The organism is Streptomyces sp. NPDC006516 (genome assembly GCF_040611875.1).
Taxonomy (GTDB): Bacteria; Actinomycetota; Actinomycetes; order Streptomycetales; family Streptomycetaceae; genus Streptomyces.
The window spans coordinates 1-25,886 of record NZ_JBEXPD010000025.1; the positions used below are offsets into that span (position 1 = coordinate 1).

The window sequence follows — 25,886 nt, forward strand, 5'->3', positions numbered from 1 at the left end:
GAGGCTACGTGCCGCACATGTACACCACGCATCCCCGCTGGTCAGCCACAACAAGACAGCTAGACCTCAGGTAAAACGGACGAGGCACACCGAACCGCTGGTGATCTTGGTCGTCCGTGGGCGGCGATCCACGACAACCAGCGGATCCCGGCGGACTTCCGGCTCTACCTCACCGCGACCCCGCGGATCCTCGCCGCTCCCCGGCCGCAGAAGGGCACGGACGGCCACGAGGCGGAGATCGCGACCATGGCCGACGACCCGGAGGGGACGTACGGCGCTTGGATCGCGGAGCTGGGGCTCTCGGAGGCGATCGAGCGGGAGATCCTCGCCGGATTCGAGATCGACGTCCTGGAGATCCGCGACCCCTCCCCCGTCCTCGGGGAGTCGCAGGAGGCACGGCGCGGCCGACGCCTGGCGCTCCTGCAGACCGCGCTCCTGGAGCACGCCGCCGCGCACAACCTCCGTACGGTCATGACCTTCCACCAGAAGGTCGAGGAAGCCGCCGCGTTCGCTGACAAGCTGCCCGAGACGGCGGCTGAGCTGTACCTCAACGACGCCTCCGATGAGGACCTGGCGAAGGCGGACAAGCTGCCGAAGTCGTCGATCGACGCGGAGTTCTACGAGCTGGAGGCCGGCCGCCACGTACCCCCGGACCGGGTGTGGTCGGCGTGGCTGTGTGGCGACCACCTCGTCAGCGAGCGGCGCGAGGTCCTGCGGCAGTTCGCCAACGGCATCGACGCCACCGGGCGCCGGGTCCACCGCGCCTTCCTCGCCTCGGTTCGCGTGCTCGGGGAGGGCGTCGACATCACCGGCGAGCGGGGCGTCGACTCGATCTGCTTCGCGGACACCCGCGGCTCACAGGTGGAGATCGTGCAGAACATCGGCCGCGCGCTCAGGTTGAACCGCGACGGCTCCATGAAGGTCGCCAGGATCATCGTGCCGGTCTTCCTGGAGCCGAACGAGGACCCGACCGACATGGTCGCCAGCGCCAGCTTCCGCCCGCTCGTAGCGGTCCTCCAGGGCCTGCGCTCGCATGATGAGCGTCTGGTCGAGCAGCTCGCCTCGCGGGCGCTCACGAGCGGCAAGCGCAAAATGCACATCCAGCGGGACGACGACGGACGGATCGTCGGGGCCGGCGGTGAGGGTGACGGCGAGGACCAGGAGGACGACGACACGCAGGCCGCCGCCGAAGCGGCCCTGCTCCACTTCTCCAGTCCGCGCGACGCCGCGACGATCGCGGCGTTCCTGCGGACCCGGGTCTACCGGCCGGAATCGCTGGTGTGGCTGGAGGGATACCAGGCCCTGATCCGCTGGCGGAAGGAGAACGAGATCTCCGGCGTCCACGCCGTGCCCTACGACGTCGAGGTCGAAGTGGGGGTCACGAAGTCGTTTCCGCTTGGCCGATGGGTGCATCAGCAGAGAAAGGCGCTGCGGGCGGGTGAGCTGGAGGAGCGGCGCAAGGTACTGCTGGACGCCCCCGAGGCCAGCATGCTCTGGGAGCCGGGCGAGGAAGCGTGGGAGAGCAAGCTCGCCGCGCTCCGGTCCTACCGGCGGGCCATGGGGCACCTCGCTCCCCGTCAGGACGCGGTGTGGGGCGAGGGCGAGGCGATGGTGCCCATCGGGCAGCACCTCGCCAACCTGCGCCGCAACGGCGGCCTCGGGAAGGACCCGAAGCGGGCCGCCGCACGCGCGGAGCAGCTGGCGGAGATTGATCCAGACTGGAACTGCCCGTGGCCGCTGAACTGGCAGCGCCACTACCGCGTCCTCGCCGACCTCGTCGACGCCGACGGCGTGCTGCCCCACATCGCCCCGGGCGTCATCTTCGAAGGCGATGACGTGGGCAAGTGGCGTTGGCGGCAACAGGAGCCGGGCACCTGGGCGCAGCTCCTGCCCGAGCAGCAGGAGCGGCTGGCGAAGCTGGGCGTACAGGGCGCCACCCTCCCCATGACGGCCGCCGCCCCGGCGGAACTCCGTCCGGCTCTGGCCGCAGCCCTCAAGGGGCCGAAGAAGCCAGGGAGCAAGGCCGAGGCGGCGTTCCAGCGCGGCCTGGCAGCCCTGGCGCAGTGGGTGGACAAGGAGGGACAGCGGCCGGTCCCGCGCAGCGCGGTCGTTGAGGTCGCGGTCGACGGCGAGGCGGAGCCGGTACCCGTCAAGCTCGGCGTATGGATCTCGAACACCAAATCGAGAAGGGACCGGCTGAACCCCGACCAGCTCGCCGCACTGCGGGAGCTGGGCGTGCAGTGGGCGTAGCGGAGCACGCGCGGGTTGGGTGAGACGGAGGATGGTGCTGCGCCGGACACTCTAGGATGGGCCGACTGGGGTTGGGGATAGAAGCGCCAGACGTCCTTGGTAGAGGTTACGAGCTCGCGAAGGGGCATCGGCGCGGAAGTTGGAGCAGTCGCGCAGTGCACCTGATCAGCTTTAACGTGAGTGGTTTTCGATCTTTGACTGAAGTCTCAGACATCCCAGTCCGAAAACCCACGATCCTCGCCGGACACAACGACGGGGGTAAGAGCGCGCTGCTGGACGCCCTTGCCTTCCTGCTCGGCAAGCATGCGCTGGCAGAGGACGACCGCACCTACCTGACCATCGACGGGGACGAAGTCTCGGCGCCGCTTCGGTGTGAGGAGAGCATCGTCGAAGGTGTGTTCACCCTGGACATCTGGGAGCAGGAGCAGTTCGATCTCCCCGAACGGATTCGGCTACGTCGCTGCTGCGGGGAAGACCTCATTTCTCGTCTAGAGGTGTGGCAGCCCATTCCGGCTGATGAGCGGCTGCGTGACCTGTCTCCGCACCTCGTACCCGCGTTGAAGGAGCTGGTGAAGGAGTTCGGGCTTTCGCCCGGCTCGATGCGCAAGCCGGACCTGGAGCAGGCTCTGCGCAGGTACGGGCGTAATCACGCCGGATCGGACGGCTGGGTGACTGCGCCGACCGCTCTTGACAAGCGCATGCCGCGATACCTTCCGTTCGATGGCAAGATGGCCAAGCCAGATGAGGCCGTCAAGACCGTGTTGGTCGGCCGGTTCCAGAGCTACATGGCTGATCCAGACCTCAAGGGCAGGCTCAGCGCCATCGAGGACTAGGTCCAGGACCGGTTGCGCATCGACGCCAAGTCCTTGTGTGAGCACATCGAGATGCGGTGCCCAGACCTGCAGAAGGTCTCCGTAGACCCCGACGTCTCTTTCCAGCAGGGGTTCAAGGCTGCGCCACTGCGTGTCGCACGCCGTGCCGGCGAAGTGGTGGGGCTGGATCGCACCGGGCTGGGCAGCAACCGTCGCATTTCGCTGGCCATCTGGGAGTGGACGAGCGAACTGCTGGCCGAAGAGCAGGGCACCGCCCCCGCGACGAGCACATGTGACGAGGCTCCTGAACCGCCGCCAGTGCAGACGATCGTGGTGTACGACGAGCCAGACACTCACCTCGACTACACCCATCAGCGCAAGATCATGCAACTGATCCGGACACAGAGCAAGATCCCCAACGTCAGCGTGTTGGTGGCCACCCACTCAATGAACCTCATCGACGGTGTCGACATCTCCGACGTGGTGCACCTGAAACTGGAAGACCACCGAACGGTGGTGGAACGGCTCGGCACAGGACTTCTCCACGACGCCATCGACGAGCACCTGGGGAAGATCGCAGCCACAGTCGGACTACGGAACTCGGTACTGCTGCACGAACGCTGTTTCCTTGCCGTGGAAGGCGAGACCGAGCAGCGTGCCTTCCCACTGTTGTTCCGGTTGTGCGAGGGGCTGTCACTGCAGGCAGCCGGCATCGCCCTGTGGGCCTGTTTCAACAACGAGGGCGCCCTGCATCTGGCCCGATACTTGGTCAAGCAGGGGCGCACGATCATGCTGGTTGTGGATGCCGACAGCCGCAATGTGAGCAAAGGCATTTTCAAGACGCCCAAGCTCACCCAGTTCTTCGGCACGGAATCTCGCCGCAACGTGACCTTCCTTGGCGAACCCGATGATGCGCAGCAGGAGAAGTTCAACGAACTCGAAGAGCTGTTCGGGGACGATGTATGGGCCCGTGTCGCCAACAAGGTCTGGGCCAGAGCCGGTGCGCCTTGGCAGCCTGCAGATTTCACTGCCCTCCGAGGTGAGGGCAAGTTCAGCGGAGCAGTCCAGGAAATGCTCCAGGAACAGAGCGAGAGCGGTCCTGGAGGAAAGCCTGACATGATGTACGAGCTGTCCATGGCCTTGGACGACCCGGATGATGTGCCGGAGCAGCTACGACGCGTCTTCCAGCGGCTCAGGGAGCTAGCGTCCTGAGCCGCCCTTGCGTGGCCTGACCGCCGCCGGCGCCGGATGGGCGCTGGCGGCGGCGAGCCCGCATTCGCTCCTTGCGTTGTTCGAGCGTCGGAGGAGCCCATTCGTGCCATCCCACCGGCGGCTTCCATCTCTGCATGTGCTCACGCTCATCAATTCCACACCAGCGGCAACCGCTGGGTGCAGGTATACGCAGGTCAGACCCCTCAGTGGACATTGCCACTCCTTCCCCTGACCACATTCTGCCCGCCACCACTGACATCACCCCGCCGCCCGAGGCACCCTGCCCACAGGCGCACCGTAGTGGGCGAACCGACGGTTATGTGAGCTCCACTTTGTGCCTCTTCCCCGTCTGTTGCGAGTCGGGAGCTCTCGAAGGCTTCCTGATGCACGAGCCGGTGCGGCGTGGTCTCGGAAACACGGCTGAGTCGTAGGAAGATCAGCAGGAGCCACGCGATGAGCGCTGCCTGTAGTCCGAGCGTGGCCTTGTCATGTTCGGACTACGCACCAGTCGGACTGGCTGGCTCCTGGCGACCACTCCCCCTAGATGTCGTCGAAGCTAGGCTGGCTCCACGGCTGGGCGGGGGGTGAATCCTGGGCACCGAGGATCTGGGTGATCTTCTCGGCTTCGTCGTTTGAGAGTCCGGAGAGCAGGCGCGTCGTCGTACCGAGGAGGGCATCCAGTGGCACCTGGGTACGTGCGCCGCGGGCGCTGGCGATCCCGGTGGCGAACATGCACTGGAGGGTCTCGCCGGAGGGGATGCGGGCTTCGGCTTCGATGACTCCCTCGGCCTGACCCAGCGCGTCGCTGATGCCGTCGAGTCGGATGTCGTGGGAGATGTCGTCGCCGGGTCCGCCGTAGCCGACGTGGCGGTCCGTCACGACCATGCGCAGAGAGGTCAGCGGGATACCGAAGCGGTCGGCCCTGTTCCTCACTTCGTCGAGGCGGGGCAGGTCGTGTTCCTGACCGGACGGAAGCTGGCGCTGGGACTGGGCGACCAGCACATGGAAGCGCGGGGTCTGCAGGATCAGCTGGCCGGCCTTCACTGTCCAGCGCCACGGGCTGATGTCCGCGTCTGCCACGCCGGGCACGATCATGCAGACGCGGCTGGTCCAGAGCCGGATCGCCTCACGCATGAGGTACTGGAGATTGCCGGTGCCTGCAGCTGGGGTGCGCAGCAAGGTGGGGAGGCTGATCATGCGGACGACCCGGTTCCAGAACGCTGTATCGGTGATGTCCTCGGATTCCAGCAGGTACATCAGGGCTGTCTCGTCGAGATGGCCGACGCCTCGCTGAGGTGCGGGGAAGCTGGCGAGCGTGGATCCGCCGCCCTGCCAGAGCGCGGCGAGGAAGGCTGACATCCGGTCGGCGACGTCGGTGGTCATGCGTGCGGTGAGGGCGTCGACAGCATCGCGGGTGGGAACGCGTTCTCCCGCGCGGGCGGCTTCCGCTCCCTGGACGACTGTGTTCAGGAATGCTTCGGTGGCAGGTCTGTCGAGGGTGCCGCGGCCGCCCTCGAGGACGGAGCGGGACACCAGCTGAGGGATGCCGGGAGAGTCGTCGGCCGGCTGGAGTGCGCCGAGCGCGGAAGTGTCGAGGAGGAGCGACGTGGATAGCGGGGAGAGGTCTCCTCGTTGCCGTGTGGAGGACAGTTGACCGAGCGCGAGAAGCACCGGCCGGTCGGCACGGGGAAGGCGTTGCAGGTCGTCCTCAAGTTCGCGCTGGTCCGATGTGGTGCGCAGGTAGATGAACCGGCAGGGTGTACGGGCTCTGCCGGGCCATTCCAGGACCATGTCGGGGACGTGGGTGTGGTTGAAGAATTCAGTTTTGGTGACGGTGGCGCCGGGGTCCATGCGGCGTAGGTGCCGGGCGACGATGGGCGTGGATCTTCCCTGGCGCGGGCGGCGGTACTCCGGGCAGGTCGTGGGCCGTCGAGGCCGCGACGACCTGATGCCACACGGCGGCCTCGGCGACCGAAGCGCGCTGGAGTGGATTGACTTGCACTGATGTGGGCAAAGTGATGGCTTTCGTGGTCGGGTCGGTCGTAATTCGCGATGGCGTGAGGGCGTACTCTCGTCGGTCGAGGCACCGCAGCGGAGGGCGCTTGGAGGGGGCTGGGGCAACCCGGTTCAGGCGACCAGCTCTGACCGTGCCATCGCGTTCGCGTTCTTTCAGGCGGCGTCGCGCACGAGCGCCCGGTCGATGTCGACACGGGCTGCTGTGGCGCGGTAGTTGGTGAGCACGTTGAGAGCGACATGTGCGATGACCTCGACGATCTGCCCGTCGGACAGGCCGGCGCACCGGGCCGCAGACAGCTGTTCGTGTCGGCAACGGTTCCGCGGTCACGGACCATCACGGCGGCCAGATCCAGGACAGCGGCGGCCCAGGGGCCATCAGCCTCGCCTCGGCGCGCGGGTGGCCTCGGCCGCACTCAGCCCGGCCATCTTGGTCCCGCGGAACGCATGCACCGGCAGGCAGTAGCCGGACCCGTTCTCCTGCGCCACCAGATCGGTGTCGCCGTCAACGGCTGTTCGCGGATGCCTCTTTCGAGGTGGTGACTGCACCTGGATCGGTGGAACGTTTCGGCGCCGCGGAGCCTTCCGCGGGCTTGGACCTCGCCAGCCACAGGCCGGTGAACACGGCGGTGGCCAAAGTGACGGTGCCGGCAGCCACGAAGGCGGTGTTGAGGCCGGTCTCGAAGGAGGCGCCGCCGGACTGCCGGGTGCGGACGATGGCTCCGAGTACCGCCACGCCGAGCACCGCGCCGATCTGCCGCGTGGTGCTGCTGATGCCAGAGGCGAGGCCGCCTTCCTGCGGGCTGACTGCTTGGATGGCGGCTCCCGTGAGGGGGGACATGGTCAGGGCGAAGCCGATGCCGACGACTCCCAGCCGCCACCAGACGTTCCCGTAGCCGGTGTCGGCGTGCACCATACCGAGCGCCAGGAGTCCCAGGCCGGCCAGGGCCAGGCCGGTGGTAACCACGATTCGGAAGCCGTACCGGGCGGCGAGCCGGCCCGCGTACGGGCTGACAATCACCATGGCGAGGGACAGGGGCAGGGTCTGCAGGCCGGCGCGCAGGAGCGAGCTGCCCTGGACGTACACGAAGAACTGGGAGAAGAAGAACGACGAACCCATGAGCGCGAACCCCACAGTGACCATGGCGGTGTTGGACACGGTGAACAGGCGCTGCCGGAACAGCCGCAGCGGCAGCATCGGAGCGGAACGACGCGCTTCGACGGCGGCGAAGGCGGCAAGGAGGATCACCGCGGCGGTGAAGCTGCCCAGGATCACCGGCGACGTCCAGCCGCGGGCACCACCCTCGATCAGCCCGTAGGTCAGCGCCCCCACCCCCAGAACGGACAGCACCGTCCCCGGGATATCGATCGCGGGGGCGCTCGGATTGCGGGCCTCTTCAAGGCTGCGCAGACCGACCAGCAGAAGGACCACGCCGATGGGCAGATTGACCAGGAAGATGGCGGGCCAGCCGAAGGCCTCTGTCAGCACGCCGCCGGCCACGGGGCCCGCGGCCAGACCGATTCCGCTGAATCCGGCCCACAGCCCGATCGCCTTGACTCGTTCTTGCGGCACGGGATAGGCGGCGGCGAGCAGGGCGAGCGAGGCAGGGCTCAGCGCCGCGGCCCCGATGCCCTGGAGCACCCGGCCGGCGACCAGCCAGCCGACCGAGGGCGCGAGGCTGCACAGCACGGACGCGGTGGTGAACACCGCCACGCCGGTCAGGTACACCCGCTTGCGGCCGAACCGGTCGGCGAAGACACCGCCGGACAGCAGCAGCATGGCGACCAGCAGTACGTACGCGTCGACGATCCACTGCAGACCGGTCAGCTGAGTGTGCAGCCGGTGCTGCATGTCGGGCAGCGCTGCTCCGACAATCGTGTTGTCGAGCAGGACCATGAATTGGCCTAGGCAGGTCACCGTGAGCAGCACGGCCCGGTTTGATCGACTGCCTGCGGTCGCACGTGATGCAGCCATGGGATCCCCCTGAATCGTTCGTAGCGCCCGGTCACGGTCGACGCGGGTGGCGACATACTGAGCGCCCTAAAGCAGTCGACGACTGCGTTAGAGGACTATAGGGAAAATCGTCTCGCAAACGCAAGTAGTGACTGCGTTAAGGTGGGGGACATGAACGAACGACAGCGAGCCCGGCGGCCCGGCGGGCGCAGCGCCCGCGTCGGCGCGCAGGTGCACCAGGCCGTCACCGACCTGATCAGTGAGCGCGGCTACGGCAACTTCACCGTCGGCGATGTCGCAGCCCGCGCAGGCGTGGCCGACAGCAGCATCTACCGCCGGTGGGGCAGCCTGGAAACCCTGCTCACCGAAGTGGCGCTCACCCGCCTCAACGCGCAGTCGCCGATGCCCGACACCGGGAGCCTCGCCGGCGACCTGCGCACTTACGCGGCCCAGGTGGCCCGCGAGATCACCGGACCCGACGGTCCGGCGGTGCTGCACCTGGCCGTCGCGCTGTCGAGCAGCGGTCAGGAGGGCCTGCGGGCTGGAGACGAACTCCGCGCCGAACGCACCCGGCAACTGCAGTCCATGCTCGATCGCGCCCGCGACCGCGGCGAGCCCGCACTCCACGCGCTCGACGTGCTGGACCACATCTTGGCCCCGATGTACATCCGTGTCTTGTTCGGCATGGTCCCGCTCACCCCGGACTACATCGACGGGCTGGTCGACCGAATGCTGTGACCTCACGCCGGTCCCCGGGACCAGCCCTCGGACACGGTGCCAAGGCTCCGTGCTCGCCGACACCCGCCCGGCCAGCTCAGGCATCCGTCCCTTGGCTGGCTCACGCGGCCTGGCTGAATCCGTCGGTCCGCGGGCCGTCGCCGCGGATCGGGGTGAAGTCGACGTCCAGGTGCGGGGCGTAGGCGTCGGGTTCGTCGGCGAGCTCGTGGTGGAGTACTCGCCGAAGCGGCGGATGCGCTCGGCCAAGTACGGCGAGACCTGCGCCAGTCCTCCGGGTCGACCTTCTCTCCTTCGTCCTGCAACTGGCGGACGATCTCGGCGATGTCGTGAGCAAGAACGCTGTCACCAGCCGCAAACGACGAGTGTCACGTGCGGCGACGCGCGGCGGGGTCGCGTTCCGCGACGTGACGGGCGACCGCGTCCACTCCGGGACGGGCGTATCGCTCCAGGGAACGGACCGAGGAGTGGCGGGAGCGGGCCAGCAGCATTGGGGTTGAGGTACCGTCCTCGGCGTCGTGTGTCAGGGCACTGTGGCGCAGCCGGTGGAGTGTCCAGCCGTCCAGGTTCTCGATGTCCTCAGGTGCGGCGAGGGGGTTGGCCAGCAACCGGGGGTTCTCCTCGAAGATCTCTTCGGTCCGGCGGTAGGAGAGCCGGGCCCGGCCGGTCTCGGGGCACACGTCCAATGTCGGCGTCCCGGCAGGAGCCTTGCGGTCGGTGAGGAACAGCGGGCCGCGGGTACGGCGGGCGATGAGGCGAGGCAGAAGTTGGGCGGTGCCGGACTGCCAGTGGATCCACTCCGTGGCCCCGCCCTTCGCGGTGATTTTCCCGCGTTTGTCCTGTGGGTATAGGTCTTCCACGTTCAGGCACAGCACCTCGTCGGCCCGTGCGGCGGACTCGTAGAGCATCTTCCAGCACGTCTTCTCCCGCAGGGCGACGTCCAGGCGCCACAGGGCGGTGATCTGGTTCTCGGTGAGGGCCTTGGTGCGGTCGGGCGGTGCCGGCCGCCGTTCGATGCCGATCGTCGGGTCGCAGTCGATCCAGCCCTGGCGCTGCCACCAGCTGATCGCCTTGCGAGTGCCGCTGTCCGCCCCGCCCGCGTCGTACACCGCGGCGGTCGAGCGCTACCTCACCGGCGCGGGCATCGCGAAGTCCTCCGCGCGGATCTACCGAATCTCGCTGACGACATGGGGATGGATGCTCGCCGGCGGACCCGCGCCGACCGGACCCGCCCATGGACCTCACCGCCCGCCACCCGCGCACCAGGGAACTGCTGTTCACCGTGAAGTTCATGGTCCAGACCCTCGCCGCCGCCGGCGAACTCCAACGCGACCTCCAGCGCGAGCTGACGTACGACGGACTGCGCGCCGCCGAGGCCAAGGGCAACAAGGGCGGACGCCGCCCCGCCGTCGCGGTCGACAAGGCCGACACGGTCCACGCCGCCTACCTGGAGGGCCGCTCGATCGCCGCCCTCGCCCGCGACCACGGCGTCAGTCGCGGCGCGATCCGCACGGCCGTCGCCGACCTCCTGCCCGACCGCACCGCCGCCGCCGCCGCCGCCGCCGAAGACGTTCCGGCGCCGGAGCTGCCGGTCACCCTCGACATGCCGGGCAAGGTCGCCGACTTCCTCCGCACCGCCGAGCTGGACCCCGCCGAGCGGGCCGCGCTCGACCAGGGGGTGACCGTACGGCACGGCCAGGGCTACACCCTGCCCGTCACCACCGCACCCTCCGTGCACCGCCAGTTCCTCGCCCGCTGCCAGCCGCTCGACGGCGGCCACCGCCACCCCGCGATCCCTGCCCAGCGCAAGGCCCGCCGCGAGTACGAGAACAGGGTCAGCACGCTCACACTCGGACCGTGATCACCGGCTTAGCGTTAACCGCTGTACCGATGTTCCAAGTAGCCGCAATTTCATCGAATGCAACACTGCGGCTGGATCGCACACCGACGGCAGCTTGACGGTTCTGTGCTGTTCAGCGGCTTGCATGAGCCCGCCGAAGGGACTTGCCGAGCCGCCTAAGAAGTCATCTCAATTGGCTGAGTAGGCTGCTGGTCATGGTGGGTTCGTTGAACGTCTGCTTCTCTCGCGAAAGCGCCGCCGCACGCCCTCGCCGGCCAGGGCGCGAGTCATCTCCAGCCGATTCCCGCCTGAGCTTGTACGTCATCTTCAAGAGGCGTGAATGGCTGTAGCGCCCCACCGGGAGATCGCGGCCTACGGGTCCTGTCGTGCGTGCCGGGCCCTGGCGGACGCCGATCGCACCCAGCCGGGGCCCGGGGCCGCGTCGAAGTCCTCGGTGAAACGGTAGATGCCGCGCACGCCCGTGTACGCGGCTATCAGGGCCAGGATCCATGCCAACGCGTCGGGTCCCGGTCCGCGTTCGGCCACGAGGAGAGCGAGCAGCGTCACCGCGGCCATGGCCAGCGCGGAAAGGTGCGCGGCGGGGCGGTACTGGGAGGTGCGCGGGGCCAGGCGGACGCGGCGGGCTGCGGTGGGTTGCGCATGCTCCGGTGCGTACGCCGACTCCGCGGCGTGGCGATCCGTCACTCCCCAGACGACGTACCCGTTGTCCGTGACCAAGGCCGCGCCCATCGCCTCTGTCGGATCGCCCCAAGACCCGCCGGCCGCGGCCCAGCAGAGCCAGCCCTCCCGGCCCTCAAGGGCGATGCCCGGTTCCAGATCGAGCCAGCGGAACGCCGTGTTCTTCTCGTCCGCGGTCCGCAGCGCGAAGGTCCGGTCGTCGGCCGTGAGCGACAGCCGACGCGCCAGCCAGGTCACGGTGCCCTCGCCGTCCCACTGTGCCTTGCCCACCCGGACGCGGCGGGCCGCAACCGTACCGGCGGCGGCATCCCGGCGCAGCTCGGACGGGCCCGCGTGAGGGCCGCCGCCGGCGAACAGGCTGACCACCCACAGGCGCAGCAGGTACAGAGACACGAACCCGGCGACGACGGTGATCAGGTTCATGGCAGGTGCCAGCGGGCCGGCGTGGGCGCCTATCGTGCGGGCCACGACGAGCGGGAGGGCGGACAGCATCAGACCGGGCACGAGCGTCGCCCGCACCCTGCGTCGGCGTGGTAGCCGGGCGGGTACGGCCGCGCGGCCGGGCTCCGCCGACAACGGCGGAAGGATCAGCGGAGGGGCCAGAAACGCGCCGACCCACCAGAGGGCGGTCAGGAGTGCGGTCAAGGCCGCGTACCGAACCACCAGGTCGCTCCCGACGCCCGATTCGGGCGTCGGGAAGAGCAGACCGAGGGTGGTGAGTGCCCCCGCCGCCAGCGCCGCCGTCCCTGTCACCCGGCACCACCAGGTCGCGCGCCGCGGCAGCGCCGTACGGTCGTCGTTCATGGGCCCCCCAGGGCAGCCCAGCTGAAGGCGCGGCACGGTTCCTGCCCCCGGCGAACTGCCTCTCGCCTGTGTTCGATCCGGCGACAGCTTACGCCTGGATCCGTTGGCGAGTCTGCGGTAGCAGATGAGGGTGCAGGCGATGCTGGTGAAGGCGAGGAAGTGGTCGGCCTTGCGTTCGTAGCGGCGGTGGAGGCGGCGGCATCCGGCGAGCCAGGACATGGTGCGTTCCACGGTCCACCGGTGGCGGCCCAGTCGTTGAGAGGACTCCACTCCCTTGCGGGCGATGCGGTGGGTGATGCCGCGGTCGCGCAAACCATCGCCGCAGGTGGGCGTAGTCGTAGCCCTTGTCGGCGTGGAGTTTGCCGGGCTTGCGCCGTCGCCGGCCGCGGCGCGAGCGGACCGGCGGAATGCCCTTCACGAGCGGGATCATGGCCTGGCTGTCGTGCAGGTTGGCTCCGGAAATGCCGACGGATATGGGCAGACCCGACCGTCCCGTGATCAGGTGGATCTTCGAGCCGTACTTGCCCCGATCGACAGGATTCGGACCTGTCAGGTCCCCCTTTTGCGGGCACGCATGTTCACCGAGTCGATCGCGCACCGCGACCAGTCCAGCTCGCCACGAGCACCGAGTTCGTCGAGGACCAGACGGTGGAGCCTGGCCCACATCCTGGCCTTCGACCACTCCGAGAACCGCCGGTGAGCCGTCGCCCCGGACGGGCCGAACGACGCCGAAGGCAACTGCTGCCAGGTACAACCCGAGGTGGCCACGAAGATGATCGCCGCCAGCACCTCACGGTCGCCGTGCCGACGCCGACCACCGCCCTGAGGCCGCGACGGCGCCTCCGGCACCACAGGCTGGAACAACTCCCACAACTCATCCGGCACCAGCCGCTCAACAATCCCCGCCATGACTCACAGAATACCGAGTCAACCAAATGAGATGGCTTCTTAAGAGGGGAGTTGAGGAGAGGGGAGCGGCCCCCGAGAGTAGGGGATCGAGGAACATCAAAGTCAAAACGTGCGCACGGCCACGTGTTCAGGACCGAGAATCGGTGCTACGCACACCAGGAAGGCACCGCCGTGATGGACAACCTGCTCTTTGATGAGCCCATCGGCTCGATAGCCCTCAGCCCCCGGGACGACAGCCTGCTCCTCCTCAAGGCCCTCGGCACCCACACGCTCCAACTCACGTTGGACGTCCACACGCCGAAGGCACCGGAGGCGGGTCGCGTGCTGATTCTGGAGACCAGCCTCCAGGCCCCCCACACCCACGGCATGCCCATCGTCCTGGCCGCCTCGAACGCCACCCTCGCCTTCCGGCCCGACCAGCGCACCGACCACCGATTCACCTACACATTGACGAGCGCTCAGCTGCGCGCACTGGAAGAGAACCGCTCCGGCGACCTGCGCCTGGAGATCGCTGTTCGCGCGGTGCTCCCTCAGACCGCCGCCGGCCTCTACCCCGGAAGTATGGACATTCGGCTCTATCTCACCGTCGCCGAGAGCCGCTGGAAGCAGCAGCTCGAAGGCCTCGGCCCCTCCCTCGCCGTCGAGATGTCCGTGCCCTTCCCCGCAACCGACGAGCCCCGCCGAGAGGCCGTCCAGTACCTGCTCAGCGCCCAGAGCCGTGCTCGAAGTGCGGACGTCGACGGCGCACTCCTCGATGTCCGCCGGGCCCTGGAATACATCCGGGAGAACAGCGGATGGCCCCAGCCCTCCTCCAAGAAGCAGCCCGACCAGTTCACCAAGGAGGAGCGCTGGGCCGCGACCGGCAAGGCGCTGGAGCGGCAGGCGAGCGACGCCCTGCACAAGGACGCCATCACCAAGACGTTCACCTACACGCGCGAGGAGGCGGAAACGATGATTGCTGCGACGGCCGCCCTGCTCCGCCTGCTCTGAGCTGGACCCCGCTGCACGGGCTCGGACGCGAAGGGAACTGAGACCCGCCCAGACCACGGCGTGAGGGTGCACGAGGCACGCCCTGTTCGCGGCCTTGGGGCACAGCGGTGCAGCGGTTGTCGGCGACAACGATCTTGATGTGAAGGGCTCCGGTGAAACCGGTCCGCCGGAGCCCTTCGTATTCGTATGGTCTCGCCGTTGGTCAATGCCGGGGCCGCCAGAGAGCGAAGACACCGCCGTCGTCGCCGCCGAGCCGGAGGGCACGGATGCGGGGTCTCGCCCGGGGCGTGTGGTCCAGCAGAAGGTGGCCAGGCCGCGGTCGCTTCGTAGGCCGTGTCCTCGTACGGCTACACGCCACCTGGCGGTAGCCGTACGAGAACCGGGCCCTGAGTCCCGTGGGTTCAAGGCAACCGAAGGTCCTTCAGCCTGAAGTCACGGGTCCACCGGTCTGTTTCAGGCCGGTGGACCCGTGGGTTCGGTTGGAACACGGGGATGTTGTGTAAGCCGAAGAGCTTCGGACGTGACATCGGCGTCGACCTGCGCCTGCGTTCTGTCGCCGTATTCGAGGACGTCGTAGTCGTCGTCCAGGTTGGAGAGTCGTTCGACCAGAGGCAGCTCGTGCCCGAAGCGCTGATGGATCCTGAAGGCCAGCTCGCGTGGCGTCAGTTCGCCGGCCAGCATCCGGGCGGCAAGTGCTCGCGCCGCGGCTTCCTGTCCGGCAACGCTGCCCGCTGGGTGGAAGGTGAGGCCCAGTTCGTCGAGTGCCGGGGGAAGGAGGTCGGGGACGTCGTAGTCCGCCTCCGCGCGCGTGCACGCGGCCAGGATCCGTAGGGCAGGACTGTCGAGGCCGGCAACGAGTGCATCACAGGCAGCGGTGACGACGTCGGTTGCGCGGATCTCGCCCATGCTCCAGAGAACGGCGCGGTCCTGAAGCTCGCGGGCGGCTGATTCGGTCGACGGCATGGGGCCATGATCTCGTCATGGGGTTAAGCAGGTCGAGCGAGTTTCACTGCGATGCCTGCTCGGCAGGTTCGCTCAGAAGCGCCCGTGCTGAGTCCGCGTAGCGGATGGCGGTCTTCTCGTCGATGCCGAAGACGAGTGGGGGTCGGCGCCGTGGGTGAGGGCCTCTTCCAGCTGGCGGTCAACGCGGAGCCGTTCCAGGGTGGCGGTGAGGTTGCGGGTGGCCCGGGTGGTCCAGAGCTTGCCGGCCGGGCCGAGTTCGACGGCGGTCTTCTGGGTGATCAGCAGGTGGGGGTTGGCCGTGTTCGGCCAGCGGCTGTGTCGGTGGCCGAGCCAGTCCAGGACAGCATGACGGGTGAGGTCGTCGAGCGGGCGGACGTGGCCGCCGACGGTGATGCGCCGGTTGCCCAGGTCGACGTCCACCAACTGCATGGTGCGGATCATCCTCGGCCGTGCCGCGTGAACGGCGGCCAGGGCGACGATGAGCCGGACGTCCGGGGTGCTGGCTGCGGCGATGGCCTCGTCGATGTCCGCCTGGACGAGGGCTTGGAGGACGCCGCCGGTCTGCCGAGGGACACGGATGCGGATCGTGGGATTGCGGAAGATCTGGCCGTCCTTATTCGCGTGCTGGAACAGTGACCGCAGGGCAACGATCCGGCTCTCGCGCTGCTTTCCGGTAGCGGCGTCCCAAACCGCGATGATGTCCTCCCGGGTGACCTCTCGCAGGTGGTCGTAGCGGCTGGACCACTCCAGCAGCACCGGCTGGATTTCCCCAGGTAGGCCCATGCCGTATGCCGGGAGCGAGGCTCAGACCGGGGGCCACCGTCGAGGAGGTGCGAACCCAGGCTTCGACGGCGCGGTGACGTGCCCGCGGATGGTGCCGTCCGCCAGCCCTGCCGAAGCCCGCGCGAGGACGAATCCGGCGAGCACGTCGTCTCGAACTGCTCCAGTTCCTCCGCCGAGACCGGATCGTGGAACTCGCGCAGATTGCATACGGCTGCCAGCGCCAACCCGAGCCTTCGGAGCTTGGGCTCGGTGTTGGGCAGGCGCTTGTCGAACGCCTTCGTTCCGGCCGGAGTGACGGCGGTGGCGTGGTGTTCGCCCTTGCCGACGTCCAGGCCGAGGAAGACGTCGATGCCGCCGGTGTCGATCACGTGCAGGCCCCTCCATCACGATTTCGTCCGGCCTTGCCTCGGCACCGAGCTGCCACATCCACGTTACGGAGAGCTCTTCCGGCTCGGGTGAAGCCGGTGCTCAAGCCCCTCATCAGCGGTCCGTCGATGCCTTCGGGCCCGGTGACACCACCACCCGGATCATGAACAACAAGGGGGAAGTCATGCCGGACCCGAAGACCGGGAGCCCCATTGCGGAGCCACGAAAAAGGTAACCGGGGGGGCGACTTCCGTGGCGAGGAGTTCAATTGGAATCGTGTCAACCTGGTCCAGTATGGCCCGGTAGCGTAACGTCTCCGGCTGTCCGCCCCGGCCGAGCAGCCAGCCGGGTAGGTCCAGGTTCGGCACACGTTGTCCTCTCATCCGCTGCCCGGGCAGCGCCCGGCACGCCGGGCCTCAGGGCTCCGGTGTTTCGTGCTTGGGCCTGAAGTGCTTTCCCTGCACGGATCCGGGCGCGGGGATGCGGCGGCTTCCTGGGAAGATGCTGCCTGACTCAGGATGTTGTCGAGCCACCATTCGTCACCGTGGCCCCCTACTGGCACTGCGGCACTGACGATGAGGGGGTCGTTTTCCCGCTTCCGGGGGTGAGCGCCGACCGGAAGAGGCGGAGGTTGCCCTGCCCTCTCCCAGCCGCTGGTGGCGCGGGAGCTCCGTCAGTTGGTGAGTGACTTCAGAACGGCTTCGGCCGTGGCCGTGCTCGACTGCGGGTTCTGGCCGGTGACCAGGTTGCCGTCGACCACCACGGTGTTGCTCCACGCATCGCCGGTCTGCAGCACCCCGCCCTTGTCCCGCAGCTGGGTCTCGACGAAGAAGGGCGTGTTCTCGCCGAGTCCGCCCTGGCGCTCCTCCTCGTCGGTGAAGGAGGTCAGCGCCCGGCCGGCGAAAGTGAAGTCGCCGTCCTTGGAGGTCGCACTGAGCAGGCCGGCGACACCGTGGCAGAGGGCGGCCACCGTGGTGCCCTGCGCGTTGGCCTGGTTCAGCAGGCGGCCGAGGTCGGCGTCGTGGGCGAGGTCGGCCATCGGGGCATGACCACCGGGGATGTAGATCGCGTCGTAGTTCGCGGCCTGGACCGCGGACAGGGCGAGCGGTGCGGCGAGTTCTTCCTCGATCTCCGCCAGATAGACCTGGAACTTCGCGGCGTCCGCGGCAGGGACACCGCCCTGCTCGCTGAGGCTCAGGGCATCGACGGTGGGGCTGACCCCGGCCGGGGTGGCGATGTCCACCTTTGCGCCAGCAGCCTTCAGGACCTGGTGCGAGGCGGCAACCTCCTCGGCCCAGTAGCCCGTGGGGTGGGTGGAGCCGTCGGCCAGCTTCAAGCTAGTGGCGGCGGAGAGGACCATCAGGATCTTCGACATGGGTGTGCCTGGCCTTGTCTGTAGAGGCAACGGAAGAATGTCGTACGGTGCGCGCCAACCCGTTCGGGGCGGCTCAAGCAGCAACACCAGCATTCATCATCATTCTTCCGATCGCACACCTTGCGTCATAAGCATTCTTATGACCTTGGGACGGGTGCTGGAAGGTCGAGGTGGGCCGTCAAGCGCTGACTGCCGCAAGGAGTTCGTCCCGGGTCGGCCCCGGTTCTCCGTAAGGGGGCCCGGTGCGATGGTGAGCGATTCGCCTGGCCAGTTCGGCATCGGGCAGCTGTGTTCCGGGCTCGGCAAGGAGTGAGGCGCCAGCGGCGTAGAGGCGCAGCAGGTGCGGGTCCTTGAACTTGGCAGTGTCCAGTGCTCTTTTGAAGTGCCAGGTCCGGTCGTCGGTGTCGTAGGTGCTGGGAGGTGTCCCTGTTGCCGCCTCGATCTCGGCCAGGCGGTGGCGGTCCCAGTCGGCCAGAGCACGCTGTACCGGCCCGAGCGTGCTTTCAGTGGTCTCAGCGAACGACAGGGCGAGTTCTTCCGGATCGTCGGTGGCGGCCGTGCGCAGCAGGTCACGCAGCAGGGCGGCGTGTACGGCGCCCATGGACAGGCCGAGTCCGAACAGGGGGTTGGTCGTTCCCCATGCGTCTCCGATGCTCAGTATTCCGGTGGCGACGGGGGTGCTCTCGGTCACGAATCGCCGGTGTCTGGTCTCCATGCCGGACATGGCCAGAATCTCCGTGATGGGTTCGCCGTGTTCGGCCCAGTGGGCTACGTCGGGTAGCAGTTTCACCGTGCGGTGCCACGCGTCCGGTCGGCTCAGTTTGCGCAGGGCCCGGTCCCGGCTGGAGATCCCGACCGACAGGGACCAGGTGCCGGCATCTCCCAGAGAGGCAATGCTTGACACAGAGGGGTAGTGGGCACTGGGGGCTGGCGGAAGTTCCGGCAGTGAGCCGTCGGTGGTGCGGAAGTAGCGGGTATATGCCAGGAAGCCGTCCTCGGCCCGTTCTTCGAAAGGGCCTGGTGCGCCGAGGTTTCGCAGCATTCTGCCCGCAGGGGAATTGCGTCCTCCGGCGTCGATCACCAGATCGCCGTGGACGGCTTCACCGCTGGCGGTGAGGACACCGGTGACGTGAGGGCGCCGTGCCACGCGCTCGGTTCCGGGCAGCAGCGCGGTGACTGCTGTGCCCCGACGCACCTGGAGTCTTTCGGTGCGGCGGGCTGCGGAGTCGAGCGCCGCCTCCAGCAGCGGGCGGCGAGCGGTCATCATGGCGAATCTGTCGTCGCCCGGGCGCCATCTGCCGATTTCGCCGAGTCTGCGTGCGCCGTCCAGGAGGTTGGTGTGCACACCGCCCAGTGCTGCCAGCTCTGTGACGGCGTCCGGCATTTCGGCGGTCAGGGTCCTGAGCACGGCCGGCAACAACAAGTGGGGGTGGCGGAACTGGTTGACTCCGGGCCGGTGCCACCGCTGCCACACCTCTTCCCTGTCCCCTGTGGGTGGCGGCGCCTCGTCGCGTTCCAGCACGGTGACCCGGTGTCCGTCGCGAGCCAGCATCACCGCGGCCATCAGGCCTATCGGCCCGGCTCCCATCACGACAACGTTCTTCATTACTTCTCCTGGTAGCGAGAGGGACATGCACCAGGTTGGTTGTGATCGTTGCTCGCTTTCCAGACCGGTTCGGTGCCCGGCACGGCCAGGTGGTGTTCACTCAGGTTCGCTCGGCCGGTTCGACGCCGTACATCTCCTGGTGCCAGAGCGCGTCGCCGAGCCGGGTGATCCCCTCGGTCAGATGCCGGCGAAAAGTACTGAAGGGCAGTCCAAGGCGGGCGGCGGTCCCTTGCTGGGTGGGCCTGTTCCTGCTCAGGTAGGTCGCCACGAGTACGCGGTGGCATTTCTCACCGCCGCGCTGGTGGCGCAGGCTCTCCAAGGCCTGCTCCAGGACCTGCCGCAAGGACAGCCCCTGCCCGGCCACCAGGCGGCTGTGGCACAACGGGTTCTTCGCCAGTTCGTCGGCTTGGGTCAGAGCCCGCAGCGCGTCTTTGAGTGCGGTGTCGAACTCCGGGCGGGAGAGTACCGCGAACACCTCACTCCGGTCGCTGTCGCGTGACTGCGGCGCCTTGGCCGGTGCCCCGGGTATGCGGGCCAGCATCAGGCGCGTCTTCTGCTCCGCCCAGGCCCATACCGGCTGCGCCCTCCAGTCGGTGGCGAACAGCGCGTAGTCGATCTGTCCGACGCGCGGTCTTTCCGGGAGCGGCTGCAGGCCGAGACTGGTGAGGTAGGGCGTCCAGAACTCGGCTGACCGGACCATGATGTACGTCCAGGTGAGCCTGTTGTCCGCGCGCGCCACCTCGGCCAGAGCACGCCATTGGTGAAGGTCTTCCACCGGAGAGATCTTGGGGTACTCCGGCGACGTCACCGAGAAGCGGGAGATCGCCAGGTGCTCCCCGCCACGCAGCGCGGCGTTCGCCAGCGTGTGCCGCCAGGCGGCCGCGACCACGGGGTCGGTGTCGGCGCCCGAGGGTTCGGTCAGCCGCAGCCAGGCGGAGAAGCCGACGACGCGGTCGTCCTGCGTGGTGCGGCACACCCGGAAGGCCTCCGGCTGCCGGCTGAGCCAGTGGCTGGCCATGGCGGCCGACTCGGATCCCTCGACGAGGGCCGCCAGATCCAGTACCGCCGCATGATCGGCCGGCTCGCACGCCGTGAGCCGAACCTCGCCCTCGCGCCAGCTGTTGTAGGCCGACATGTGCCGGTCGTCGCGGTAGAGGTACATGAAGGCGCCCACCGCGGGAAGAGTGCCGCTTTCGGACGAGAGGCGGATCTGGTCGAAGAGGTGTCTGCTGATGCGGCTGTGCAGCTCGGCATACCCTTCCGGGTCCCGCCAGCGCAGGTCGGCCTCCAGTGTCTGGCGGACCACGTCGTGCGGGAACAGTCCCTGCTGGGCGGACTCGATGAACGGCAGGTCCCGCAGCCAGGCGAATATCGGCGCGGCGTCGTCGGCGAGTACGGCACGCAGCAGGGACTCGGTGGTCATGTAGGCCCGGGCGCACACCTCCAAGGCGCGCCGATGAAGGGGTGAGGGCAACTCTCCGACCAGCTGGGCCAGCAGGGTTCCGATCACGTCGCGGCCGGGTTCCCACCCCGTGGCCCCCTCATCCTTGGCCGCCACCGCGGCGGCCAGAGCCAGGGCCAGGGGGTGCCCGCCGGTGAATGTCAGCAGCGCGGTCCGCGTCGCACGCGGAACTCCCTGTCCCTCCAGAAATGCGGCGGCTTCGTCGGGAGCGAGGTTGCGCAGCGCTATGGTGCGCAGCAGCGTCGACCATCCCGGGTCGGAGGACCAGGCGGGGTCGGGGGCATGGCGTCCGGCGATGACGACGACCGTGCCCTCGGGCAGCTGCGGCAGGAATCTGTCGCGCAGCCATCCTTCGAGGGCCTGGCACCGCTCGAAGGTGTCGATGAGCAGCACGGATCGCTCGTCGGTGAGGACGGGGGCGGCTTCCTTCCCGAATGCCTCGGGGGTGGGCTGGGTGATCCGGGCGTCGACTTCCAGGACGTCGCGTCCGGCGTTCCTGGCCTCGGCGGCGAAGCGGCGCATCAGCATGGACTTGCCGATTCCTCCGGGGCCGTGCACGTAGAGCACCGAAGGGGCGCCCTGGCTGCCGGCCAGCGCGGCGCGGAACACCGCGAGCTCGGCCGTCCGGCCGGTGAACGCGCGGTCCCTGGCCTGCTGCACACGACTGCCTACGAGGAGCGGTCCGTCGTCGGTCATTCGGGTACCTCTTCGCCTGAACGGGTAAGGGTGCACGCTGCAGTGGCCCGGTATCCGCCCGCACGGCATCAAGGTGCCGTGGGGGCGTCGGGGCTGAGGCAACGTGCGCCCGCCCATGATCCCATCGGGGTGACGGCCGGTGACTGCCTGGTGGGAGCGTGCCCGCGACCGGCCGTTGGAAGCTCCCCGGAAAAGGTGCCGCCCGCCGGGTGTTCGGCCTCTTTCCTCGCGACGCCCGACCATGGCGCTGGAAAAACGAGGGCGCCGGTTTCGCCGGCAGCCGGCTCGGCGCCGGCGACGTGGAAGGAGCATGCCTTCGGCCCTCACCTGGTGGGAGCGCGGGTGAGCGCGAATGAGCAGTCGGTGGGCACGCGGATGAACACGGGCCCGCCCTACGCTCCCTACCGGCATCGGATGTGACGGTGCTGTCGTCGGCCCGCGTACTGCGCGGGCCTCTGGCACGTGGGAACAGTGAGGGTGACATGCACAAGGCACGTATCGCGGCAGGTCTCGGGGCAGCCGCGGCTCTTCTTCTGGGGGGAAGCCCTGCGCACGCGGTGACATGGGACAGCGGGATCCACGCCTGGCAGAACGACTACACCGGCAAGTGCCTCAGCGGCAGCGGCCGCACGGTGGCCCAGGAGACCTGCGGTCTTCCGGTCAGCGGGGGCGCTCGGTCCACCGACTGGACTTACTCCGACATCGCCAATGCCGAGAAGGACTCTGTCCTGGTCCGCAACAAGCTGACGGGGCTGTGTCTGGACACCAACGGCACCGACGTCTACCTCTCCGGGTGCACGACCGCCGACCCGGGCCAGCACTGGGGCTTCAACGACTGCGAGCGGGTGCTCGGCAGCCACCTGACCAGTCGCATGCTGACCGGGTGGAAGACCGGAGGCGTCTCCATGGCCAACCCCGCGGATGTCGACGACGACGCGAAGAGTGCCTGGCACCGCCTGGGCAAGGAGGGCTGCGGGGGCTGAACCGGCCGACTGCACCACCTGCGCCCAGGAGCCGGGCGCGAGGACAAGATTGAGGGCTTCGACCACCGGTGAACCGGCCGTGGGCCCGGCCGTGGGACCGGCCGATCCGTTGCTCGTCCCCGTGCTCGCTTCTGCCTCGCCGGACTGTCGACGGTATGCGCACCTCACAGGTCACCCCGTGCCCCCCGCAGTCCTGCTCGGCTTTGCCCGAGCAGGACTGCGGCGCGCCGTGTTGCCGGCCGTCGAGTTCGCACAGGCGGAGTTCGGCCGTCCTCCCGGCCCTTTGGCGTCTGCGCAGCCGCCGGGGCAGGCCCACGGGGTCCAGCACGCTGCAGTGCGACCGCCCGACGGAACCTGCGGGTCGAACGGCGGGATCATGCTGGGGTACTAGCCGGTGACGATGACGGGACCGTAGTCGGAAAGGTTGGTGATGTTCATCTGGGCGAGGGTTGTGGCCGGGGTCGAACTGCCGGGCATGTAAACCCGGTCCAGCGTGACCCCGGTGATCACAGCACTCGGCTGGCCGTTGATCCGGGCCGCGGTTGTGCCGGCGTCACGGATCCGCGCGTTGGTCACGGTGACTCCGGTGATCGGGCCCACGCCCACGGTGTTGCCCGTCCAGAGGGCGAGCCAGGTGCGGTTGCCGTCGTTGCTGTAACTCAGCCGTTCCACGTCGATGTCCTCGAAACGGATCCGGGAGGCCGTGCCCGAGCCGTACTTGTGGTGGACGCCGATGCCGACGGCGGCGTCGTAGACGACCGCGCGGCGGAACGTCACCGCGTCCTGGTCCTGGAGGACGCCCTGGCCGACCTTGAGCCCGTAGCAGAACGTCCACGACATGGTGTCCTCGAAGGTCACGCCGGAGAGCGGCCTGGGGTCACCGGGCACGCTGCGGAACAGATCCACGGTGCTGTCCCAGGTCTTGGTGCTGAACGGATCGTCGTGCCCGATACCGATCGCGTTGCTGACGAGCACGCCCGACGACTCCATGACGTCGATGCCGTCGTTCTCGCCCATGCCGAAGCGATTGAAGATCTTCATGTTGCTGAAGGTCATGTTCGACGAGCGGGTCGGCATGACGGCCCAACTGCTCGACTCGCGGAACGTGACCCCGTCCACGCTGAACCCGTCCGTGTAGATGGGGGTGAGCAGGTTGACGCCGAGGTTGCCGGGTCGCAGCGTCGCCGCTCCGTTGCCGTCGATGACTCCGCGACCGTGGATCGAGATGTTGCTCGACGAGTAGCGGGTCGAGATGAACCACGTCATGTCGCGGTCCTGCGACTCCTTGTGCCAGTGCACGGCGTAGTGGGCGCGCTCGCCCGTGTAGCGCAGTACGGCGCCCTGCTCCAGGTAGAGCGCCACGTCGCTGCGCAGGTACAGATTGCCCAGGTCGTAGACACCGGGCGGCACGTAGACGGTGCCCTGGCCGCCATGGGCGGAACCCCATGCGGCGGCGTCGTCCAGTGCTTTCTGGAACGGGGTGGTGGCGTAGCCGTTGCCCGGATCCACGGAGTACGGAGCGTTGCGGACGTTGAAGATGCCCGTCCCGGCGGCCGGAGGCCGGTTGCTCTCGCCCGGGTCGATCGCTATGACGAGATCCGGACGGCCGTCGACCTTGACGATCAGATAGGCGTCGTCGTGCACCGTGAAGGTCAAGGTGGGGCCGCTGACGGAGCCGGTGATCCCGAGGTTCCGCGGACTGATGGTGTACGAGCCGATGTTCGTGTTGTTGATCTTCGTGACCGCCAGGACGGCGTCACCGTCGCCCATCGCGAACTGTGCGGTGTCGTAGCTCTGGTAGCCGTTGTACCCGGCGTTCCTCTGCACCGGCACCTCGCGGCCGTTGACGGTCAGCCGGTAGTCGGCCGACAAGGGGTAGATCGACTGGACCGGATAGATGGACGTGTTGGCGACCGCGGCGGAGGCGGCCTGCGGTACGAGGAGAACGGCCGCCATGGCGAGGACGAGGGAACAGATCGCGAGCAGGCGGGAAACAGGGGCCGGGCGTTGCGGACGGGGAGATCTCAGGTTCACGTCGAGCCTCGTTCCTGTGGAGGCGTCCGGGGACGGCCTGGTGGTGTGTCGCGGCGGACCCGCACGGCGACGAGCGGGAGGGGGACACCGATGGCGCGGCGGAGATGAAGGGCTGCCGGACCACGGGGCGCGTGGCTCCGGCCGTGTCCCCCGAGGCCGCACGTCGGCGGCCGTCACGGGGAAGACGTCTCGATCTCGGATCGTGCGCCGCCGGCGCCGCGTGTCTCATGGGTGCTATCACGTCGTGAATCGATTCACGACGTGGGGGGAGGTTAGTGCGGGCGTTACGGCGACGTCAATGCCTTGTTACGCGCCGACTTCGGCGGCGGGGAGCGAGGACGCCCGGACCACCAGCTCCGGCTCGAAGCGCCCCTCCGTGTTCCGCTCGCTCTCCAGCCCGAGCAGGATGCGGACGGCGCTGGCCCCGAGGGCGGCGGACGGATGACGAATGGTCGTGAGCGGCACGATGGCGAAGTCGGCGAACTCGATGTCGTCGTAGCCGACCAGCGAGAGGTCCTCGGGCACATGGACCCCGCCCATGATCAGCCGGTGCAGCAGGCCCAGCGCCAGCAGGTCGTTGCCCGCCACGATGCCGTCGGGGATCTCCGTCGTCGGGCGCCCGAGCAGCGTGCGCGCGACCTCCTCGCCCACCTTCGCGGTCTGCACCCGGGTACGGATGATCTCCAGCTCGGCCGGATCCGGCGACTCCGCGACCGCCCGCTCGACCCCCGCCAGCCGCAGGTCCACCTGAGGGTGCGCGCCGCCGACGAAGAGCAGACGCCGCCGTCCCTGGGCGAGCAGATGGGAGGCCGCGAGGTGGCCGCCTCGCTCGTTGTTGCCCGAGATCGCCGGGTAGTTGTGCCGACCGGGCACGGAGCCGACGAGGACGAAGGGCGTCCCGCGGTCCCGTAGCCCGATCAGCTCCGTGGGTACGTCACCGACGGGGGCGGCGACGATCCCGCTCACCTGCTGGGACTCGAAGAAGTTGACGTAGGCCCGCTCGCGGGTGGCGCTCTCGTCGCTGTTGGCGACCAGGACGAAACGGCCGTGCGCCGCGGCCTCGGCCTCCGCGCCGGCGGCGATCTCCGCGTAGACCGGGTTGCCCATGCTGGAGACCATCAGTCCGAGTGCGAGGCTGTGGCCGACCCGCAGCCGCCGTGCGGCTTCGTTGCCCACGTAGCCGAGTTCGTCGGCCGCCGCGAGCACCCGCGTGCGCAGGTCCGGCGAGACCCGGTTCGGCTGGGTGAAGGTGTACGAGACGGTGGCCCGGGAGACTCCGGCCCGCCTCGCCACGTCGCCGACCGTGACGGCGGAGGCGCCGGCCTTCCTGGGCGCGGATCCAGAGGTCATCGGGCTCCTCCCGGCAGTGATCGTCGGGCTCCTCCCGGCGTGGTGGCGCG

17 protein-coding genes and 2 pseudogenes are annotated in these 25,886 nt (G+C 68.5%); 7 read left to right on the forward strand and 12 right to left on the reverse strand.

Annotated features, from left to right (window positions below; all coding sequences use genetic code 11):
• The first annotated feature begins 246 nt into the window (after positions 1–246).
• From ABZY45_RS34540 to ABZY45_RS34550, 3 genes are all read left to right on the forward strand, one after another.
• The gene (locus tag ABZY45_RS34540) at positions 247–2,250 is read left to right on the forward strand and encodes a Helicase associated domain protein (protein ID WP_356746211.1); all 2,004 of its coding nucleotides are present in this window, start codon (positions 247–249) and stop codon (positions 2,248–2,250) included.
• A 155-nt stretch (positions 2,251–2,405) separates the two neighbouring features.
• Entirely contained in the window at positions 2,406–3,083 is a 678-nt protein-coding gene (locus ABZY45_RS34545) for a DUF2813 domain-containing protein (protein WP_356746212.1), read from the forward strand.
• Between the two features lie 12 nt (positions 3,084–3,095).
• Positions 3,096–4,274 (forward strand): AAA family ATPase, encoded by a 1,179-nt coding sequence (locus tag ABZY45_RS34550; RefSeq protein ID WP_356746213.1) that lies wholly within the window; start codon positions 3,096–3,098, stop codon positions 4,272–4,274.
• A 540-nt stretch (positions 4,275–4,814) separates the two neighbouring features.
• On the opposite strand, the gene ABZY45_RS34555 is transcribed toward ABZY45_RS34550, so the two are convergent.
• Positions 4,815–6,125, reverse strand: coding sequence for a hypothetical protein (locus ABZY45_RS34555; protein WP_356746214.1), 1,311 nt, complete (start codon positions 6,123–6,125; stop codon positions 4,815–4,817).
• Positions 6,126–6,792: 667 nt separating this feature from the next.
• A complete protein-coding gene (locus ABZY45_RS34560; RefSeq protein ID WP_356746215.1) occupies positions 6,793–8,262 on the reverse strand; it encodes an MFS transporter in 1,470 nt (489 codons plus the stop codon).
• A 150-nt stretch (positions 8,263–8,412) separates the two neighbouring features.
• Here ABZY45_RS34560 and ABZY45_RS34565 point away from each other — a divergent pair, with 150 nt between their 5' ends.
• Positions 8,413–8,979: a TetR/AcrR family transcriptional regulator gene (locus ABZY45_RS34565; protein ID WP_356746216.1), complete on the forward strand. Its 567-nt coding sequence runs from the start codon at positions 8,413–8,415 to the stop codon at positions 8,977–8,979.
• Between the two features lie 365 nt (positions 8,980–9,344).
• On the opposite strand, the gene ABZY45_RS34570 is transcribed toward ABZY45_RS34565, so the two are convergent.
• Positions 9,345–10,085: a site-specific integrase gene (locus ABZY45_RS34570; RefSeq protein ID WP_356746217.1), complete on the reverse strand. Its 741-nt coding sequence runs from the start codon at positions 10,083–10,085 to the stop codon at positions 9,345–9,347.
• A gap of 125 nt (positions 10,086–10,210) precedes the next feature.
• Between ABZY45_RS34570 and ABZY45_RS34575 the strand changes: the two genes are divergently transcribed.
• The gene (locus tag ABZY45_RS34575; RefSeq protein ID WP_356746218.1) at positions 10,211–10,837 is read left to right on the forward strand and encodes a hypothetical protein; all 627 of its coding nucleotides are present in this window, start codon (positions 10,211–10,213) and stop codon (positions 10,835–10,837) included.
• A gap of 1,590 nt (positions 10,838–12,427) precedes the next feature.
• Here ABZY45_RS34575 and ABZY45_RS34580 read toward each other — a convergent pair.
• Positions 12,428–13,228 (reverse strand): annotated as a pseudogene (locus ABZY45_RS34580) (IS5 family transposase); the annotation flags it as partial.
• A 171-nt stretch (positions 13,229–13,399) separates the two neighbouring features.
• Between ABZY45_RS34580 and ABZY45_RS34585 the strand changes: the two are divergent.
• Entirely contained in the window at positions 13,400–14,218 is an 819-nt protein-coding gene (locus ABZY45_RS34585; protein ID WP_356746219.1) for a hypothetical protein, read from the forward strand.
• 453 nt (positions 14,219–14,671) lie between these two features.
• On the opposite strand, the gene ABZY45_RS34590 is transcribed toward ABZY45_RS34585, so the two are convergent.
• The 6 genes and pseudogenes from ABZY45_RS34590 to ABZY45_RS34615 form a co-directional block, all read right to left on the reverse strand.
• A complete protein-coding gene (locus ABZY45_RS34590; RefSeq protein WP_356746220.1) occupies positions 14,672–15,181 on the reverse strand; it encodes a hypothetical protein in 510 nt (169 codons plus the stop codon).
• A 72-nt stretch (positions 15,182–15,253) separates the two neighbouring features.
• Positions 15,254–15,964 carry a hypothetical protein gene (locus ABZY45_RS34595; RefSeq protein ID WP_356746239.1) on the reverse strand — a complete coding sequence of 237 codons (711 nt, stop codon included), beginning with the start codon at positions 15,962–15,964 and terminating at the stop codon, positions 15,254–15,256.
• Between the two features lie 233 nt (positions 15,965–16,197).
• Positions 16,198–16,332: pseudogene (locus ABZY45_RS34600) on the reverse strand (transposase); the annotation flags it as partial.
• Positions 16,333–17,003: 671 nt separating this feature from the next.
• Positions 17,004–17,705 carry a type 1 glutamine amidotransferase domain-containing protein gene (locus ABZY45_RS34605; protein WP_356746221.1) on the reverse strand — a complete coding sequence of 234 codons (702 nt, stop codon included), beginning with the start codon at positions 17,703–17,705 and terminating at the stop codon, positions 17,004–17,006.
• A 178-nt stretch (positions 17,706–17,883) separates the two neighbouring features.
• Positions 17,884–19,311 carry an FAD-dependent oxidoreductase gene (locus ABZY45_RS34610; RefSeq protein WP_356746222.1) on the reverse strand — a complete coding sequence of 476 codons (1,428 nt, stop codon included), beginning with the start codon at positions 19,309–19,311 and terminating at the stop codon, positions 17,884–17,886.
• A 100-nt stretch (positions 19,312–19,411) separates the two neighbouring features.
• On the reverse strand, positions 19,412–21,469 hold the full coding sequence (locus ABZY45_RS34615) for an ATP-binding protein (protein WP_356746223.1): 2,058 nt from the start codon (positions 21,467–21,469) through the stop codon (positions 19,412–19,414).
• Positions 21,470–21,951: 482 nt separating this feature from the next.
• Here ABZY45_RS34615 and ABZY45_RS34620 point away from each other — a divergent pair, with 482 nt between their 5' ends.
• On the forward strand, positions 21,952–22,452 hold the full coding sequence (locus ABZY45_RS34620; protein WP_356746224.1) for a hypothetical protein: 501 nt from the start codon (positions 21,952–21,954) through the stop codon (positions 22,450–22,452).
• Positions 22,453–22,839: 387 nt separating this feature from the next.
• On the opposite strand, the gene ABZY45_RS34625 is transcribed toward ABZY45_RS34620, so the two are convergent.
• Positions 22,840–24,408, reverse strand: coding sequence for a glycosyl hydrolase family 28 protein (locus ABZY45_RS34625; protein ID WP_356746225.1), 1,569 nt, complete (start codon positions 24,406–24,408; stop codon positions 22,840–22,842).
• Between the two features lie 384 nt (positions 24,409–24,792).
• Complete coding sequence (locus ABZY45_RS34630; RefSeq protein WP_356746226.1) at positions 24,793–25,836, reverse strand: LacI family DNA-binding transcriptional regulator; 1,044 nt, start codon at positions 25,834–25,836, stop codon at positions 24,793–24,795.
• Positions 25,837–25,886: the final 50 nt, after the last annotated feature.